This window comes from Risungbinella massiliensis (assembly GCF_000942395.1).
Lineage (GTDB): Bacteria > Bacillota > Bacilli > Thermoactinomycetales > Thermoactinomycetaceae > Risungbinella > Risungbinella massiliensis.
The window spans coordinates 688,367-705,655 of the sequence record NZ_LN812103.1 but is presented as its reverse complement, the minus strand read 5'-3'; the positions used below and the strand labels follow the sequence as shown (position 1 = coordinate 705,655).

The window sequence follows — 17,289 nt, the reverse complement described above, 5'->3', positions numbered from 1 at the left end:
ATTCGCCATCCCTTTTTAAAGTCCTTCATAAAAAGTGTACTTTTAAATAGAAATGTTTTCTTGTCAGAAAAGGAGGCGAAATACGAATCTAAGTGTACAATTTCTACAAAGTAATTTTGTTCTCCTTCTCCGAAAAAACCCATTTTCAACATAAAAAATATCCTTTTTATGAAAAGATTTTTTCTTTGACTTATTTATAAACTACTATATGGTTAACTACCCTATTATACAGTAATTAATTCTTTTTTAGTTTTTCCAAAATAAGGTTTGCCGTTTCTTCGACTGCACGGTTCGTCACATCAACACGCTGACAACCAACTTTTTCAATTACTCGTTCAGCGTAAGATAGTTCTTCTAAAATACGAGACATATTCGCATAACTCGCACCTGATGTCAGACCAAGTGAACGAAGCCTTTCTCTCCGGATCTCATTCAACTGGTTTGGATTGATCGTAAGCCCAATACAACGTTCTTTTGGAACGAGGTATAATTCTTCTGGAGGCTCGACTTCAGGAACCAAAGGCACATTTGCAACTTTGAGGCATTTGTGTGCCAGATACATCGAAAGTGGTGTCTTGGAGGTTCTAGATACGCCAATTAAGACAACATCCGCTCGCAACAGTCCTCTCGGATCACGTCCATCATCATATTTTACTGCGAACTCGATGGCTTCGATCTTTTGGAAATACTCTTCATCTAATTTATGTACGAGGCCAGGTTGTCTCTGTGGCGCTATTTGCAGTTGTCTCGAAAAGCTTGCGATCATCGGTGTCAAAATATCAAAGTATTCAATTCCCTTTTTCTCACACTCCTCCACTAAAAATTGTTGCATCTCGGGAATCACCAAAGTGAAGGCAATGCATCCTTGAACTTCTTTCGCTGCGGCGATCGTTTCAGATAATGTGCCACGGTCCATCACATAAGGAACACGACGAATCTCTAATGGCCGCTCTGGGAACTGACTAGCTGCTGCGCGTACTACCAGTTCTGCAGTCTCTCCGACAGAGTCAGAAACTACAAAAATAACAGGGTATCGATTAGTTGGAATCACAAGGCCGCTCCTCTCGTTAGATCTGTATCGCTTGTCCAAGTTCTACAAAAGCTTTGGCTAGTGTGGTTTTGGATATCCTTCCTAATACTTCTAATTGTCCATCTTGATCAGGAAAGGGCCGAACTACGGGCAACGAATCCACTTGATGTTTCATCATTTGTTGCGCCGCATAAAAAAGAGTATCTTCTGGTGTACAGGTGATCAGATTCGGCATACGAGACATAATAATCCCCACTGGGACAGAGGTCAACTCCTGTTTCCCCATAGCTACTTGTAAAAGATCTTTTCGCGAAACTACACCTACCAAGTAACCAGCTTTTTTTACCACATAAATCGTCCCTACATCCTCTAAAAACATGGTACAGATTGCGTCATATACTGAAGTCTCCTCTGTAATGACGACTGGTACTGATTTGTAATCTTTTACATGTAGATTTCGTATTTTTTCTCCAAGTAGCTGGTTGGCTGACTTTCCAGAATAAAAGTAACCTACCCGAGGGCGAGCATCTAAAAAACCAGACATAGTCAAAATAGCTAAATCAGGCCGTAGGGTTGCTCTGGTTAGCTCTAATTTTTCTGCGATTTGCTCTCCTGTAATGGGACCCTCTGCCTTCACAATTTCCAAGATTTTTTCTTGACGTGCTGTCAAATCGATCTTGAACACCTCCTAACCGATATTATGTCATACTAATTCTAGTCAACATATTATTAGTATATACTTTTTCTTTACTCGTTTCGAGTAAGCGCTAGAATAGACTTCATTTAATGGATTACTCTTGATAAAAAGTACCATTCTTTTCAAAAAAGCTCCTTGCATTCCCTTCTTTCCCCTTTAAGATATAAATGTAAGAAAATCCATTTTACACGAGAAAGGATTTACCTTCTATCATGAAACAAAAGAGTTACATTCTTTTTTTGATATTCCTCTTCCCTTTATTATCTGGGTGCTCTTTGATCCTTTCTTCCATTATTTCAGAAACCAGTAAACCTACCTCGACTTCACCTAACACCCAAACCCCAGCAGAAATATTAGAGAACGCCAAAATAGCAATGAACCAACTAGATGGTTATCGTTGGGAAATAAAGACAAACCAACAGCTACAACTTCTAAAAGAACAAAAAAAATCCACTTCCATAGCAATTGTAAACACTGAAATTACAAATCTCGATAAATTTCATATGACGATCCAAGGGACAGTGCAAGCAGAAAATGGGAAAACACAGTCTGAAAGGTTAGAGCTGTATTTAATCGACACGGAACTATATCAAAAGCGTAATGGCAGTTGGAGCAAAAAGAACATGACTGCCGAACAAGTACGTAAATCATTTCGACTAGATAGTACAATCCAAGACCCTAACTACAGCTTTCATATCTTGGCAGAGCGATTAAATCAGCATGTTCAGATGAAAGAGGAAACAGATCGATATGTATTTACGATGAATGTAAACGATCCTACGTTGGCAAAAAAATATGGGGAATCGCATTTTGATTCTCTTCTTGCTAGACCAGATGTAGTAAAATCTCAAGCCACGTTTCAATCTTATCAAATAGAATTGCACCTACATAAACAATCTCATCAAATTTTGCAAGTGAGCCAAAACATTTCCATCTCTGTTCCACTTATGAATGATGATATTTTAGATGCTAAAGCAAATATCCAAGGCTTTTTCCAAGGAGAGGTAAAGTCTATTTCTCTTCCACCTGAAGTTTACTCGGGTAATGAGGATGTACAAGATAATCCTCCTTTCACAACTCAACCGTATGATCCAGGGGATAAAATCTAAAGAAAAACCGTCCAAATCGGACGGTTTTTTGCTTATTCTGATGGGAAAACAATTTGATCGAAATTCGCAAAATCATTAGTTAGCTGAGTAATCTGTGCTAACAGCGCCAATCTATTTTCTCGGATTTGCTCCTCTTCGACCATAACCATCACATCATCAAAGAATTGATGAATCTCTGGTGTCATACCAGCCAATGCTTGATACATTTGATTTGGATGGGAAGATTCCATGGCAGACTGATACGAATTCATGGCATGTTGATAAGCTTTGTAAAGCTTCTGTTCAGCGTCTGTTTGGAAGAGTTCTGGGTTTGCTTGAGTTAAGTTGGCTTTTTTTGCTAGGTTGGCTACCCTAGTAAAGCCTTCTACTTCTCCTTTAAAATCTGAACGCTCTAGTTGTTGCATGAGCACTTCACCTTTTGCTTTGGTGAGGGCTGGATTGGATAGACCACTGAGGAGAATAGCATCTAGTACGTCATAACGAATCTGTTCTTGAACAGCAGCTTTGAAACGAAGTCCAACAAAATCTATAAGGTCTGATAAAACAGCATCTCTTTCTTTTTTCAGCAAGCCAGCAGACTGTAATTCACCGATACTGAGCGAAAGTACCGACTCCAGACTAGGAAGTCCATAGTTACTCTCTAGGTAGATTTGAGTCACTCCCGCTGCTTTTCGACGCAGACCATACGGGTCTTGAGAACCTGTTGGTTGGATTCCGATACCAAAGCTGGAACTGATCTGATCGACTTTATCTGCTAGAGATAAGATTAAGCTAATCCGTTGCTCCGGCAGAAGATCTCCAGCATGATGTGGGAAGTAATGTTCTTCAATTGCTTTCGCTACACTCTCTTTTTCCCCTGCTAGGCTAGCATAAATACCCCCCATATACCCTTCTAGCTCTGGGAATTCTCCAATCATCTGTGTTGCGAGATCAAACTTGGCGATAGTAGCTGCTCGTGTAAGATCTGCTTGCTCTTCTGCCGCTAAGTCCATCTGAGAGCCGATATGCTGTGCTAGATTTGCTACCCGGCGCAGACGATCCCCTACGGTTCCTAGCTCTTCTTGGTAAACGATTTTATCTAGTTTTGCTAGATACTGATCGATTGTCTGTTTTTGATCTTCCAAATAGAAGAACTCCGCATCCGCCAAACGTGCACGAAGAACTTTTTCATTTCCTTTTGCTACAACTTCTAATTGATGACGATCCCCGTTGCGGACGGTCAAGAAAAATGGAAGTAGCTCTCCGTCCAAGTTTTCTACAGGGAAATATCGTTGGTGTTCTCTCATCGTAGTGATAAGAACTTCTTTTGGAACTTGCAGATACTCTTTTTCAAAAGTCCCTGTAAGCACAGTTGGTGTCTCTACTAAGTAGGTCACCTCTTCTAATAGACCTTCGTCAATCGGAACGTTCCAACCTTGTTCTTGTTCTAACTCCTGAATTTGTTTCAGTATGAGCGATTTCCGTTCTTCTGGATCGACCATTACGGACTCTTGAAGTAGCTTCTCTTGGTATTCACTAGGGTCATTAAGTAATACGGCATTCCCTAGGAAACGGTGACCTTGGGAAGTACGATCTGCGGTTACTCCTGCCCATTCAAACGGAATTACTTCTTCACCAAATAAAGCAACAAGCCAACGAACCGGTCGGATGAAGCGCTCTTTTCTCGCTCCCCAACGCATGGTAACTGGAAATGGAAGCGAGCTGATGAGCGATGCCAATTTGTCTTGGAGAACTTCTGTCGTAGGCAATCCTTTTTCTTGACGTACGGCAAAAACGTAATGATCCCCCTTAAACTCACGAATCTCTAGTTGGTCTAGCTCCACTCCGTTTTTACGAGCAAACCCTTGCGCTGCTTTGCTCCAAGTGCCATCTGGAGCCTTGGCGATTTTGGCTGCAGGTCCCCGCACCTCTTCTGATTGATCTGCTTGTAACTCCGCAACGCCCAATACTCTTACTGCTAGCCGCCTTGGTGTAGCAAAGCTTTCCACTGATTCAAAGGAGATTCGTTCTGCTGTTAGCAAGTCGGTCACTTTTTGTGCCAATTGATTTTTCCCGTCTTCGACAAAGCGTGCTGGAATCTCTTCACAGCCAATTTCTAATAGCAAATCTTGTGTGCTCATTGTGGCTCGCCTCCCTTTTGTAATAATGGGAATCCTAGCCGTTCCCGTTCTGCAATATAATTCTTGGCCACTCGTCTTGCCATGTTTCGAACCCGACTGATATAACCAGTCCGTTCGGTTACACTGATTGCTCCTCTGGCATCTAGTAAGTTAAACGTGTGGGAGCATTTGAGAATGTAGTCGTAGGCAGGAAAGACCAGATCTTGGTCTAGTGCACGAATTGCCTCTTTTTCATAGGAATCAAAGAGTTGGAATAAAAGAGCTACATCGGAAATTTCAAACGTATATTTGGAATGCTCGTATTCTTGTTGTGAAAAAACATCTCCATAGGTAAAATCATCGGAATATGCCATATCAAAAACATTTTCTTGGTTTTGGATATAAAGTGCTAACCGCTCTAATCCATACGTAAGTTCTGCTGAGACAACATCTGTTTCGATGCCCCCAACTTGTTGGAAATAAGTAAACTGAGTCACTTCCATCCCATCCAGCCAAACTTCCCATCCAAGACCAGCTGCACCAAACGTTGGGTTCTCCCAGTTGTCTTCTACAAACCGAATATCATGTGTCAGCGGATCGATGCCGAGCGCTCGTAAGCTATTTAGGTAAAGCTCCTGAACGTTATCTGGAGACGGCTTTAGGATAACTTGAAACTGATGGTGTTGATAAACACGGTTTGGATTCTCCCCATAACGACCATCAGCTGGACGACGAGATGGCTCTACATAGGCAACCCGCCATGGCTCTGGTCCCAGTGAACGGAGAAAGGTCATCGGATTTAGTGTCCCGGCGCCTTTTTCTACATCATAAGGCTGTACTGTTAAACAACCTTGCTTTGCCCAATAGTCTTGAAGCGTTTGAATCATCTTTTGGAAATTCATCTTTCTCTTACCTCCTTCAAAGTAAACGCAAAAAAGCTTCTCGGCCTATGATTGCTCATAGGGACGAGAAGCTATAACTCCCGCGGTTCCACCCTAATTGACTAGGAACATAAAAGCTCCTAGTCCACTCTTGGAAAAGCGCTCCAGAATGCCTTTCACATGGATCTTCAGCAGGCTCCCACTCTCCCTGCCTCGCTAATAGAAGGTGTCCATTGTTACTCTTTTCTTTCATTGCGCACAAATATGTAGATGTAGATATCAAATTATTAGCAGATTCGGAAGCCTGTTGTCAAGAGTGGGATTTAGCCTATTGTCATACACTCCGAAAATTTTGATCCGAATCGTTCTGTTGCAATGACAAACCTACTCCCTAGATCAAAATACTCTTAGCGTTATTCCGTATTTGAAATGGATTCTAGGTCAGCTAAACTATCTCTCATCGTATGCCATATCTTTCTCGTCGCGAAGTTGGCAGTCACATATTCATCAAAGAATCCTTGTAGCACTTTTTCCATCTCTTTTTTTGTCTCTGCTTGTAATTCCACTTTTCCCAATCGATCAGGTGTGATCCGTTGAATGAGTGATAATAACTTAGCTGTTTTTTCCGAGATGGGTATGGCTTGTGAATCCAAATACGAGTGCTCCATGCACAGCATCCCACCTTGTAAGACACTGACTTTGCGTAATCCTTCTCGTCTGCCACATGTGACACATTCATGAAAAATCGGTTGGTAGCCAGCTCTCTGGAGAAATGCCATTTCCAAGATCCGAGTCAATATATCGATATCTTTATTCTCTTGTAGCATCTGAAAACTGTCAGATAATAGATAAAACAATGTACTATCTGGCTCTTTTTCGACTAGTAACTTATCTGCAAGCTCCAACCAATAAGCACCAACAGATGTAAGCAATAAATCACTTCGAAGAGCATAGTTCGATTCTAATAGATCTGCTGACGAAAGGGTCGGCATACTTTTGGGATTGGAAGCAAAGCAGACAAAAAGAGCCTTGGTAAATGGCTCGGTCACTGCTCCAAAGCGACTTCGAGATTTTTTTGCACCTCTAGCCACAAAGCTGATTTTTCCATGTGTTTCGGAGAAAACCGTTACAATCTTATGGCTTTCTCCGTAGTCTCTTGCACGCATTACAAAGCCTTCCAAACGGATTAGCATAGGCGAGACCCTTTCTAAGCCGGTGGCTCTTCCTCCTCGTCCTCTACCCGTTCTCGTTCGTTGTCTAGTCCACCAGTCAGAGCCTCCAAGTCTTTGAATAGCAAATAGGCATCGATACTGCCAGTTACTCGGAAGCAATTCCAAGAAAAGTTTCGCAACTAGCATACATCCTTTCTGGTGATAATCTCCTTTATATAGGATGACCTACCTTGGTTAGAGTATGAGAAGGAAAAATTGTCAGCTTTTGTTAGGAATAATCTTCTTGATCATGATATCCAAATTGTTTTAGCAAGAAATCCTCATTGCGCCAGTCCTTCTTCACCTTTACCCATAAATCTAAGAAGACTTTTGACCCAAATAAGTTCTCCAACTCTTGACGAGCTAACTTTCCTACCTCTTTTAGTAAGCCACCTTGTTTCCCGATTAAAATTCCTTTTTGGGATTTACGTTCTGTAAATATTTCTGCACGTATAAAGAGAGTATTTCCGTTCTCTCTCATCTTCATCTCTTCTACAATTACTGCGACAGAATGAGGTATCTCCTCTCTCGTCAACTCCAACACTTTCTCTCGGATTATTTCACTTGCGATAAAACGCTCAGGATGATCGGTCACTTGATCAGCAGGATAATACTGCGGTCCTTCCGGTAAGCGATTCAGGATCAATTGGAGTAAGGTAGAAGTGTTATTTCCTTGTAGAGCCGAGATTGGAATTACTTCAGCAAAATCAAACTTTTGACGATATTGATCTATGATAGGAAGCAATTGATCTGGATGAACTTGATCAATTTTATTCACGACTAGGAAAACAGGTGTATTCACATTCCGCAAATTCTCCATAATAAAACGGTCGCCTGCTCCCAAACCTTCAGCAGCATCCACTAAAAACAGGATGAGATCCACTTCTTTAAAAGCATTATGCGCAGTTTGGACAAGATATTCACCCAATTTGGAGTGCGGTTTGTGAATACCAGGTGTATCTAAAAAGATAACTTGACCTTCACTAGTCGTATAAATGCCTTGAATTTTATTACGTGTTGTTTGTGGTTTGTCGGACATGATCGCAATCTTCTGTCCAATTACATGGTTCATCAGGGTCGATTTCCCTACATTAGGTCTTCCAATTAGGGCTACAAACCCCGAACGATACTGTTCTTTCATCTAAGATCTCCTTTTTGAAATGCACCTGGTAGTAATTCTGCTATGGTTGTTTCTTGAATGTCCCCTTGTAGATTTGTCAGCCAGACTTTCATATCTGGTGCACAATGCTCTGCTATCACTTGACGGCAAGCACCACAAGGGGATACAGGTCCTTCGGTATCCGCAATCACTGCTAACCCTCTAAATTCACGCTTCCCTTCTGAGATGGCTTTAAAAATCGCCGTTCTCTCTGCACAGTTGGTGAGTCCAAAAGAGGCATTTTCAATATTACAGCCACTCACGATCGTTCCATCTTCTAGGTAAAAGGCTGCTCCTACTGGAAAATTTGAGTAAGGTACATATGCTTTCTCCCGTGCCTTTTTCGCTGCTTCCACTAGTTTTTTCACAAGCCATTCTCCTCTCATTTTAGGAAGACAATAAATAAATTCCGACTGCTGCGATCACGGAGCCTATGATAACTCCTACATAAGCAGATACACGTTCGTCTGGTCGACGAAGGCGGTTACTTAAGAATAAGAATAACAATAATATCACTAAAAAGGTAACTTGAAGATTCCATATTACCCAAATCAAAATGATAGCAGTACACAGCGAGAGGGAAGTCGTCATACTCGGTTCCCATTTAGTCATGCCTGTTCGTTGGCAAAGTGCTTTTAACATTAACGTAAACAAAAAAGCTAAAAAGATAATTGCTGCTATTTTTACATCAGGCGAGTAGAAAGCTGGTGAAAGTACGGAGGAAAACAGAAGATTTAAGTAGGGGTAAAAAATCGATACACCCACCATAACTGCCAACCCGGCCGTCAGCAAAACCGCTCCTGCCGCAACATCTTTGGCTATCTTAGCAAGTGGATGGTACTCTTTTGTTACCATATCGACAACCGCTTCCACTGCCGTATTAATCAGCTCCGCAAATAGAACCAACGTTATGGTAACAAATAAGAGGAGCACTTCTATTTTGGAAATGGGAAGATATAGGCTGACTAAAAGTACTGCGAGCGAAACAAGGAAATGTATTCGCATGTTTCGCTGCGACACCACTGTATATTTTAATCCATCAAGAGCAAAGCGAAAGCTTTGAACCACTTTGCCTACCCACATGATTTCTCCCCCTTACCGAGTGAGACCGATCTGCTGGAGAATCGCTTCCTGGCGAGCAAACATTTCTTTTTCTTCCTCTTGGGTTTCGTGGTCATATCCGAGCAAATGCAAAAATCCATGTACTGCGAGGAAAGCAACTTCACGCTCCAATGAATGACCATAGTCCAATGCTTGTTTCTTTGCTTGTGGCATGGACAGAACGATATCACCTAGGGAGACAAACTCCTCTTCTTCCTCTAATACAAAGTCTTCATCAGCCTCGTAAAGCGGAAAAGAAAGCACATCGGTTGGACGATCTAGGTTACGGTGCTCACGATTAATCTCTTGAATTTTGTCATTGTCTACGATCGTGAGAACCACCTCAACAGGTGGGCATTCCTCTACGATCACCGCTTGTTCTAATGCACGCTTTGCAGATACAAGCGCTTGTTCTTCTTCCTTCGTACATTCTATCTCCTGAATCACTTGTAGGTTTAGACTCATCTAAGTACGTACACCCTTCCCTGTCACATCTTCTGGATATTCAATCCTGGAGTGGAAAATCCCTTGTAAGGTGGCACAAATCGCTTCCGTGATGAGGTCTAGTTCTTTGAACGTCAGATCACATTCATCAAATTGTCCATCCTCTAATCGATCCTGAATAATCTTTCTTACCATCGTTTCAATACGTGAAGGAGTTGGTCGTTGCAAAGAGCGAACTGCCGCCTCCACACAATCACAGATTCCCACAATGGCCGCCTCTTTAAACTGCGCTTTGGGTCCTGGATAACGAAAATCTTCTTCCACAAGCTGACCACTTTCCATTTGTTCCTTTGCTTTAAAATAAAAATATTTTAGAAGTGTAGTTCCATGATGTTGTGCTGCGATATCTTGGAGTGGCTCAGGGATACGGTGTTCTTTTAACATTTCTACTCCATCTTTTGGGTGAGATACAATGATCGTCTTACTAAGATGGGGGGAAATTTTGTCGTGTGGATTATCCCGATTGATCTGGTTCTCAATAAAAAATTGCGGACGTTTCGTCTTGCCAAGATCATGATAATACGCTCCAACTCGAGCTAATAATCCATCTGCTCCAATTGACTCTGCTGCCGATTCTGCTAGGTTTCCCACAATAATGGAATGATGATAGGTACCAGGAGTTTCATATAACAATTTTTTTAACAACGGATGATTTGGATTGGATAGTTCAACCAATCTCATAGGCGACAAGATCGAAAAAGCAGTCTCCAAATAAGGCAAAAAGCCCATCGTCAAAACAGCGGAAGCGATCCCACTAGCAAATCCAAAGCCCAATGACTCCAGAAGTGATACGAGATTGCCTTCCGTTGGTAACAACAGATAGATCCCGAGAATCGCAATACAACTTCCTACGGAAGCAAGCAAACCAGCTCCCAAAATCGCGCTTCGTTTGCGAACACCTGCTAAGGCGTAAGCTCCAGTCAATCCACTGACCAACGATACAAACCCATAGCGAAAATCAAACAAAATACCACTACCACCACTAAACAAAAGACTAGAGAAAATACTGAGTAGTACTACGGAACCCAGTGCTACTTTTACATCTAATAATAATGTGATTAGCATCGCAGACAATGCAACAGGAGCTAAATACCCAATATTGCTCCATTCTAAATTTTCTCCGAGGGCGACTACTTTCATGCCCAATAAAGTCAATAGATTAATGGAAAATAGCATCAACATTTTGTGATGATCTTGATGAAGTTTTCGTTCAAATCGATGTAAAAACGCATAAGTAATTCCAAAGAGAGTAGCTACCACAATCAACAATCCCAGATACGGAGTCTGATTTTGCTTCTCTCTTAACAAGCCAACTTCCGTCATCTTTCTTATATGGTCTTGGGTAATCTCTTGGCCCTGTGAGACGATCAACTCCCCTTTTTTAATGGGGATCGGCTCTACCGATTCTCTAGCAGCCTCTTCGAGTGTTGCCGTTTTAGCTGGATCGTACACCTCGTTTACTACAATGTTCAGTCTCGCAATCTCCCGAACCACGAAACGGCTATTGCTGCTTAGAGTAGATGTAACCAGTAATCGATCCACTGAATCTTTTTGCTCGGTTAGCTCACTTTCGGTTACTCCATCTGACAAGATCGGAGAGACTATATTTTTGGTAGTATCTCGCATCGTATCCAATTCTTCCACAGGAATGCGAACCAAATTCCAATAAAACTCTTGTGAAAGTTCCGGGGATATCAATTCTTTTAAGGTTGTGATTTTTTCTTCTTCTCGTAATGTCTTATCTACTACAATCCGATTAATATCTACAAAGATACGATCAATTCGTTCTAATTGCTGACTTGTGAGAGATTCATCTTTTTTATATTGTGGTCCTATTGCGTTAGCTGCTTTTTCTTTTGCTCGTTTCGTTGCTTCTTCATCCACTTTCGTGATCGGAGACAAAATGGTCTCTTTGCTGATTTCTCCAACTTGAACCAATAACTGTTTTGGAAAAACATGATTGAGTAATAAAAAATAGAACGCGACCGCAAAAGCCGCGTATAGTATTATTCGACGAAGGAAATCTCGATTTCCAAGCTTCAACTTGGGTAACTTGGAAGGAGAGTTACCCTTTTTGCCTTTCATGTCATCTACTCCCTTGAAAATGGATTAAGTTGTCTGTTCGTTTCGTTCGTATGCTTCGATAATTCGTTGGACGAGGGAATGACGAACCACATCTTCCTGACCTAGGTAAATAAAGCGAAGTCCTTCCACATCTGGCAGGATTCGCTGTGCTTCACGTAAGCCAGATTTTTTTCCTTTAGGCAAGTCCACTTGGGACACATCACCTGTAACAACCATTTTAGAACCAAAGCCCAAACGAGTTAAGAACATTTTCATCTGTTCTGGAGTCGTATTTTGTGCTTCATCTAAAATAACAAACGCATCCTCTAACGTTCGTCCACGCATGTAAGCTAGCGGAGCCACTTCGATTAGTCCTCGTTCCATCATCTTGGTCACTTGCTCATTTCCAAGCATCGTATATAGGGCATCATAAAGTGGACGTAAATATGGATCTACTTTTTCTTGCAAATCTCCAGGCAAAAACCCCAGATTCTCTCCAGCCTCTACTGCTGGTCGAGTCAAAACAATTTTCTTTACTTCTTGTTTTTTTAGTGCCATCACTGCCAATACCACTGCCAAGAAGGTCTTCCCTGTCCCAGCAGGTCCAATGCCAAAAACAATATCATTTTTCTTGATCGCTGTTACATAATGTCGTTGTCCCAGGGTCTTAACCAGAATTTTTTGCCCTTTTTGCGCTACTCCTACTTCTTCTTGAAACAGTTCCAAAAGCTCATCTACTTGACCCAAATTAGCCAACCGATGAGCATAGACTACATCACGTTCACTTAAATGGAATCCTTTTCGTACTAATTTCAAGAGAGTAGCAAAAAGAGAACGCAGATTTTCTAATTCTGCCTCCTCTCCAGTTAATACAATCTCTTCACCACGAGAAACGATTTTTACAGTTGTCTCCCTCTCAATCGCTTTTAAATGTGCATCATGAGGTCCAAACAAAGCCAATGCTTCACTCGGATGGTTGAGGGGGATTCGCAGGTGTTTTTGTTGGGTCAAGCGTTCCGTCTCCTTGTGTGAGCGGTTCTGGCACCGCAATATTTTCTATAACATCGAAATGTATTTTCAAATAAACTTTACCATTCTCTATCGAACGGTGCAAAATTTTTTCCTCCAGTATTTTCCCGTGTTTTCCTACAGCACGAAGTACATCTGCACGAGCTTGATCGAGTCCATTTAAAGTTGCTTGATCCTCTGACAACTTCTCTTGATTATTTTTCATCTCCAAATATTCTTCTTCCACGAGACCAAAAGGAAACTCCCAAGATCCAATCTGAATAGGACGAACCTCTTGAATCATTTCATATTGTTCAAAAGGTGCTTGCTTGGAAAAAGGATTCCGAACAATATAGGAGCCTAAAAAAAGAAATTTTTTCTTCTGCCGTGCACCTGTATACTCTTTACGCTCTAGCTTCATTGGTGCATAAACTTCGGACTGGTACCATACTTGTCCTAACACGACTCCGCTAGCTCCAACAGCCTCCCCCGTTTCGGGAGCTTCTGGGTTACCATAATATCCTGAGACCAAGACTTGTCCCTTTTTGACGACATGATTCACGCCAACTAACGGCTGACCGTGTGTGATCTGCATTTGATAGATCATAGCATCTTTTTTGGCGATCAGATGAAATTTGCCTTCCATTTTCACCTGTTCTGGACTCTGCTCAATCTGACGCTTTTCTGCCACCGTTACTACTATTCTTGTACCTTCTAAACGAACCCCAATCCAAGATGCCTGAGGAAGTTTTTGTTGCATCTCAAATTGTAATGTATCAGTTTGTGGCAGTTTCACTTTGAGCTGACCTGGATAGACACCATGTGTTCGTAATAAAGATAAAATTTGTTCGTTGGGAACTTGTTTGTTCCCTTCTATATCGACTTTCCATACAAAGGAACTTAATGATGTGAGAATAAGAAAAAAAAGAATAGCACCGATCGCAAAAAATCTACGTTTTTTTACCCTTTTCCAAATAAATGGCATACCTAGCTTGCGATAGATCCTTATTTGTAGCTTGTACATTTTAGCAGCACGATACATTGGGAAAAAGTGGCGTAATGCTAGATGAATAGATAACTTGTCTTCTTCCATCCATACTAAATTCTCCAAAGGAATACCAGCTTGTACCGCGTAGTCGAGGAATTGGCCAATTCGCTCGCCTTTTAGCGTTATTTGTACTTGTCCAGTTACTGCTTTAGGCCAACTAATCTTTAACAAATTCCTCTCCTCCTACAGATAACGAAATTCTTTTATATCACCTTCTACAAAAACCGTATCAGGGAAAATAGCTTTAATCGTAAGGGATTTGCCTTGGATTAACAGAGAACCTTGCGGAGTACGTAACTGTAATTTGTCTGGGCTAAACTGCTCGATTCCCTGATGATTTTGTATCTGAAGGCGGTGGCTTCCGATCATTTCCACACGAGCCGCTCCACCTGCTACATCAGAAGGAAGGTCGAACCAATCTGCCCATTTCCGAAATGAACCTGAAAATTGTTTCATGCAATCTCCCTCCACTCTCTTCCCAACATATGAAGGACGTTCGTTCATTATGAATGCAAAAAGCGACTTAGTAGAAACTAAGCCGCTTACAAAAAAGGTATGTTATTAAGTGAAGCTCCATCAGCTAAGGTTCTCTTTTTCCTGATGGTTAGTTGAACGAATCGGATCTTAACAAACAGTTTTTCGTTTTTCCCCACTTATCTTGCTTACTTCTTCTGAATATGAAGGTGAGGTTTTACTGACCATTAAAACCATTTTGCACTGATTCTTGAGATTGGCGAATGAGACGTTTGGTAATCTCACCGCCAACAGAACCATTGGCACGGGCTGTGGTATCCGATCCTAATTGCACTCCAAACTCCGCTGCAATCTCTTCTTTAAATTGATTCAAAACGAAATCGGCACCTGGAACTAACAGTTTTCTTGAATTACGAGCCATTACATAGCCTCCCTTCTGCTTTCTCTTAGTATGTGAAACAAAGGGGAGGCTACTAATCACAGTTCTTTCCATCAATGTGAACAACTAACAAATATATTATCTCTTATGTTCGATGCCTACCTGGTTTGTATGGTTTCGTTGAAGTAGGAGGTCCTAAAATCTCCCTATAGACAAATGCTTGCTGAAGAGCCGTTCTCTTTGGTTTTGCCGATCGATGTGTTTTTATAGATAGATTCACAGCAGCAGTGCCATCATTTATATTTTCTTTTAACACTTTTTGTGTCCCAGAGTATTCGTTCTTTTTGGCTGATTGTTTGGTTTTATTGGCAGTCTTTTTTGGCTTTTGTTTTTTGGATGATTTGTTCTTTTTTTGATTCTGATCTGTTTGTTTTCCTTTGGAAGAGCCAAAAATCAGGCTAAACAAAATAAGACCAGCGATGATTAGAATAGAGGTCATAAATCAAATCCTGCTCCTTTCGAGTTAGGACTCGTCAGCCTCCGTATTGCCAATAGTACGACGCATTTTAGTATCTGCTTCTAAGTTTTGCAACTGATAGTAGTCCATAACTCCCATTTTTCCAGACCGTAAAGCTTCGGCAAGAGCAAGTGGTACTTCTGCTTCTGCCTCTACCACTTTGGCACGCATTTCTTCCACTTTGGCACTCATCTCTTGTTCCCTTGCAACCGCCATCGCACGACGCTCTTCTGCTTTCGCTTGCGCAATTCGCTTATCTGCCTCTGCTTGGTCAGTTTGTAACTTCGCTCCAATATTGGTTCCTACATCGATATCGGCAATATCAATCGACAGAATTTCAAATGCAGTACCTGCGTCCAAACCTTTACCAAGTACAGTTTCCGAGATCAAATCTGGATTTTCTAAAACTACTTTATGACTTTCAGCTGAACCGTTGGTTGTGACGATCCCTTCGCCAACCCGAGCTAGGATCGTCTCTTCACCTGCTCCACCTACCAGTCGGTCGATATTAGCACGCACGGTGACGCGAGCTACTACTTTTACTTCGATCCCATCTTTACACACAGCAGAGACCAAAGGGGTTTCGATCACTTTTGGATTGACACTCATCTGAACGGCTTGTAATACATCACGTCCAGCTAGATCAATTGCTGCTGCACGTTCAAACACGAGGTCGATATTGGCACGTTGAGCTGCAATCAGGGCATCTACTACCCGATCGACATTTCCTCCAGCCAAATAATGAGTTTCCAATTGGGTAATATCGACTTCTAATCCAGCTTTTCGAGCCTTAATCAATGGATTGACAATCCGTGCTGGAACAATACGTCGCAACCTCATTCCGATCAGTGTGGTCAATCGTACATAGACCCCAGAAGCAAAAGCGCTAATCCACAGCATAACTGGTACAAACGAAAAGAAAATGGCCAAGAATATAACGGCAAGAACACCGATCACAACATAGCCTAATAAACTATCCAAACGAATCTCCCCTTTTACTTTTATCATCTCATATTAAGCACTAGAAAATCCTAGAAATACCGTAGCAGAAGAGTTTATTTTATGAAATATTACCTAACCAATCAGGAAATTACTTTATAAATTTATAACTTGTTGCATTAATCTCAGTTGAACGTTGGCACGTTGCCGGTTTTCCCGCTTTTGATCTACTTCCGGCTCTCTATCGCTCATAGTCAGATCTCAAAAGGAGAATACCTCTGGCTTCGGGCTAATTATGCAATTTATAAAAGGATTAAATGTACATCTAAGTCTAAATTTTTTCTTCCTCTGACTCTACTATCTCCGTTTCTAAGATCGATCGCACAACCACACGAGAGCCTTCCACATGTACTACCTTCACCCGACGTTGTGCTGGAATCATTTCCCCCTCGCTTACTACATCTTCTCGTCTATCTTCTATGACTGCCCAACCAGATGGACGTAACGGGGTAACTGTTCGGCCTATTTTCCCTAGCAGATGGGTCCGATCCCTTGCGGAGGTAAATCCTTCTTGATTACGCTGGGTATCCTTGAGAATAATCCTGCTCCATGTAGTTCGGAATCCAAAAAACCGATATAAAATCCATAGACATAAAATAGTACCACCTATTCCAATACCTAAAGCGGTAAAACCAATAGATACGCTTTCAGCAACCACTACGACCGAATAGACTAGTGCTACCGTCGCCAATATTCCAAAAAATCCAAAACTTGGAACCAGTGCTTCTAAACCAAATAGCAACAGTCCTGCTACAAAAATATAAGGTGCGTATTCATTTGGTGTTCCTGCTATCCAGTGTCCAGCAAAGTAGATACTAAAGGCCACTACACCCACAATTCCACCTAGTAGATGGCCTGGAGCGAGTAACTCAACTACTAAACCTATCAATCCGATCCAGAGTAATAAAGACATCACAGCTGGATTGGTGATCCACTCTGCCAAATACACTATCCAATCATTCAACCGGATACTCCCTCCTTGTATTCCAATTAAAAAAACAGCGAAGAG

General features: G+C 41.6%; 19 protein-coding genes. 1 reads left to right on the top strand and 18 read right to left on the bottom strand.

The window, feature by feature from the left end:
- Positions 1-235 precede the first annotated feature (235 nt).
- Together VJ09_RS14675 and VJ09_RS14670 are read right to left on the bottom strand one after the other, a co-directional pair.
- A complete protein-coding gene (locus tag VJ09_RS14675) occupies positions 236-1,051 on the bottom strand; it encodes a pyruvate, water dikinase regulatory protein (protein WP_230199161.1) in 816 nt (271 codons plus the stop codon).
- A 16-nt stretch (positions 1,052-1,067) separates the two neighbouring features.
- Positions 1,068-1,700, bottom strand: coding sequence for a transcriptional regulator CcpN (locus VJ09_RS14670; protein ID WP_044642390.1), 633 nt, complete (start codon positions 1,698-1,700; stop codon positions 1,068-1,070).
- A gap of 239 nt (positions 1,701-1,939) precedes the next feature.
- Between VJ09_RS14670 and VJ09_RS14665 the strand changes: the two genes are divergently transcribed.
- The gene (locus VJ09_RS14665; protein ID WP_044642389.1) at positions 1,940-2,836 is read left to right on the top strand and encodes a DUF6612 family protein; all 897 of its coding nucleotides are present in this window, start codon (positions 1,940-1,942) and stop codon (positions 2,834-2,836) included.
- Between the two features lie 32 nt (positions 2,837-2,868).
- On the opposite strand, the gene glyS is transcribed toward VJ09_RS14665, so the two are convergent.
- The 16 genes from glyS to VJ09_RS14590 all read right to left on the bottom strand — a co-directional run bounded on the left by glyS (position 2,869) and on the right by VJ09_RS14590 (position 17,244).
- On the bottom strand, positions 2,869-4,956 hold the full coding sequence (gene glyS, locus VJ09_RS14660) for a glycine--tRNA ligase subunit beta (protein WP_044642388.1): 2,088 nt from the start codon (positions 4,954-4,956) through the stop codon (positions 2,869-2,871).
- Positions 4,953-5,837, bottom strand: a complete 885-nt coding sequence (gene glyQ, locus VJ09_RS14655; RefSeq protein WP_044642387.1) for a glycine--tRNA ligase subunit alpha — start codon at positions 5,835-5,837, stop codon at positions 4,953-4,955. Before glyQ ends, glyS begins: the two co-directional genes overlap by 4 nt.
- A 392-nt stretch (positions 5,838-6,229) precedes the next feature.
- Entirely contained in the window at positions 6,230-7,009 is a 780-nt protein-coding gene (gene recO / locus VJ09_RS14650; RefSeq protein ID WP_044642386.1) for a DNA repair protein RecO, read from the bottom strand.
- A gap of 14 nt (positions 7,010-7,023) precedes the next feature.
- The gene (locus tag VJ09_RS18130) at positions 7,024-7,167 is read right to left on the bottom strand and encodes a YqzL family protein (protein ID WP_082050598.1); all 144 of its coding nucleotides are present in this window, start codon (positions 7,165-7,167) and stop codon (positions 7,024-7,026) included.
- An 89-nt stretch (positions 7,168-7,256) separates the two neighbouring features.
- Entirely contained in the window at positions 7,257-8,168 is a 912-nt protein-coding gene (era, locus tag VJ09_RS14645; protein ID WP_044642385.1) for a GTPase Era, read from the bottom strand.
- Complete coding sequence (locus VJ09_RS14640; RefSeq protein ID WP_407689994.1) at positions 8,165-8,554, bottom strand: cytidine deaminase; 390 nt, start codon at positions 8,552-8,554, stop codon at positions 8,165-8,167. The genes era and VJ09_RS14640 overlap by 4 nt, the downstream gene beginning before the upstream one ends.
- Positions 8,555-8,573: 19 nt before the next feature.
- The gene (locus VJ09_RS14635) at positions 8,574-9,269 is read right to left on the bottom strand and encodes a diacylglycerol kinase family protein (RefSeq protein WP_044642383.1); all 696 of its coding nucleotides are present in this window, start codon (positions 9,267-9,269) and stop codon (positions 8,574-8,576) included.
- Between the two features lie 12 nt (positions 9,270-9,281).
- Positions 9,282-9,752: an rRNA maturation RNase YbeY gene (gene ybeY / locus VJ09_RS14630; protein ID WP_044642382.1), complete on the bottom strand. Its 471-nt coding sequence runs from the start codon at positions 9,750-9,752 to the stop codon at positions 9,282-9,284.
- Positions 9,753-11,876: an HD family phosphohydrolase gene (locus tag VJ09_RS14625; RefSeq protein ID WP_052807429.1), complete on the bottom strand. Its 2,124-nt coding sequence runs from the start codon at positions 11,874-11,876 to the stop codon at positions 9,753-9,755. It abuts the gene before it with no gap.
- A gap of 24 nt (positions 11,877-11,900) precedes the next feature.
- Positions 11,901-12,866, bottom strand: a complete 966-nt coding sequence (locus VJ09_RS14620) for a PhoH family protein (protein WP_044642381.1) — start codon at positions 12,864-12,866, stop codon at positions 11,901-11,903.
- Positions 12,820-14,082, bottom strand: coding sequence for a sporulation protein YqfD (yqfD, locus tag VJ09_RS14615; RefSeq protein WP_044642380.1), 1,263 nt, complete (start codon positions 14,080-14,082; stop codon positions 12,820-12,822). The genes VJ09_RS14620 and yqfD overlap by 47 nt, the downstream gene beginning before the upstream one ends.
- 12 nt (positions 14,083-14,094) lie before the next feature.
- Entirely contained in the window at positions 14,095-14,367 is a 273-nt protein-coding gene (locus VJ09_RS14610) for a YabP/YqfC family sporulation protein (protein WP_044642379.1), read from the bottom strand.
- Positions 14,368-14,602: 235 nt separating this feature from the next.
- Positions 14,603-14,806, bottom strand: coding sequence for an alpha/beta-type small acid-soluble spore protein (locus VJ09_RS14605; RefSeq protein ID WP_044642378.1), 204 nt, complete (start codon positions 14,804-14,806; stop codon positions 14,603-14,605).
- A 103-nt stretch (positions 14,807-14,909) separates the two neighbouring features.
- Positions 14,910-15,263: a hypothetical protein gene (locus tag VJ09_RS14600; RefSeq protein ID WP_044642377.1), complete on the bottom strand. Its 354-nt coding sequence runs from the start codon at positions 15,261-15,263 to the stop codon at positions 14,910-14,912.
- A gap of 24 nt (positions 15,264-15,287) precedes the next feature.
- Complete coding sequence (floA, locus tag VJ09_RS14595) at positions 15,288-16,289, bottom strand: flotillin-like protein FloA (protein WP_082050596.1); 1,002 nt, start codon at positions 16,287-16,289, stop codon at positions 15,288-15,290.
- 262 nt (positions 16,290-16,551) lie between these two features.
- The gene (locus VJ09_RS14590) at positions 16,552-17,244 is read right to left on the bottom strand and encodes an NfeD family protein (RefSeq protein ID WP_052807428.1); all 693 of its coding nucleotides are present in this window, start codon (positions 17,242-17,244) and stop codon (positions 16,552-16,554) included.
- Positions 17,245-17,289 lie beyond the last annotated feature (45 nt).

What these genes read in the sequence shown, in the direction of transcription:
- VJ09_RS14665 (WP_044642389.1), top strand. Translation starts at nt 1,940, where the DNA reads ATGAAACAAAAGAGTTACATTCTTTTTTTGATATTCCTCTTCCCTTTA.
- glyS (WP_044642388.1), bottom strand. Translation starts at nt 4,956, where the DNA reads ATGAGCACACAAGATTTGCTATTAGAAATTGGCTGTGAAGAGATTCCA.
- glyQ (WP_044642387.1), bottom strand. Translation starts at nt 5,837, where the DNA reads ATGAATTTCCAAAAGATGATTCAAACGCTTCAAGACTATTGGGCAAAG.
- recO (WP_044642386.1), bottom strand. Translation starts at nt 7,009, where the DNA reads ATGCTAATCCGTTTGGAAGGCTTTGTAATGCGTGCAAGAGACTACGGA.
- era (WP_044642385.1), bottom strand. Translation starts at nt 8,168, where the DNA reads ATGAAAGAACAGTATCGTTCGGGGTTTGTAGCCCTAATTGGAAGACCT.
- VJ09_RS14635 (WP_044642383.1), bottom strand. Translation starts at nt 9,269, where the DNA reads ATGTGGGTAGGCAAAGTGGTTCAAAGCTTTCGCTTTGCTCTTGATGGA.
- ybeY (WP_044642382.1), bottom strand. Translation starts at nt 9,752, where the DNA reads ATGAGTCTAAACCTACAAGTGATTCAGGAGATAGAATGTACGAAGGAA.
- VJ09_RS14625 (WP_052807429.1), bottom strand. Translation starts at nt 11,876, where the DNA reads ATGAAAGGCAAAAAGGGTAACTCTCCTTCCAAGTTACCCAAGTTGAAG.
- VJ09_RS14610 (WP_044642379.1), bottom strand. Translation starts at nt 14,367, where the DNA reads ATGAAACAATTTTCAGGTTCATTTCGGAAATGGGCAGATTGGTTCGAC.
- VJ09_RS14605 (WP_044642378.1), bottom strand. Translation starts at nt 14,806, where the DNA reads ATGGCTCGTAATTCAAGAAAACTGTTAGTTCCAGGTGCCGATTTCGTT.
- VJ09_RS14600 (WP_044642377.1), bottom strand. Translation starts at nt 15,263, where the DNA reads ATGACCTCTATTCTAATCATCGCTGGTCTTATTTTGTTTAGCCTGATT.
- floA (WP_082050596.1), bottom strand. Translation starts at nt 16,289, where the DNA reads ATGATAAAAGTAAAAGGGGAGATTCGTTTGGATAGTTTATTAGGCTAT.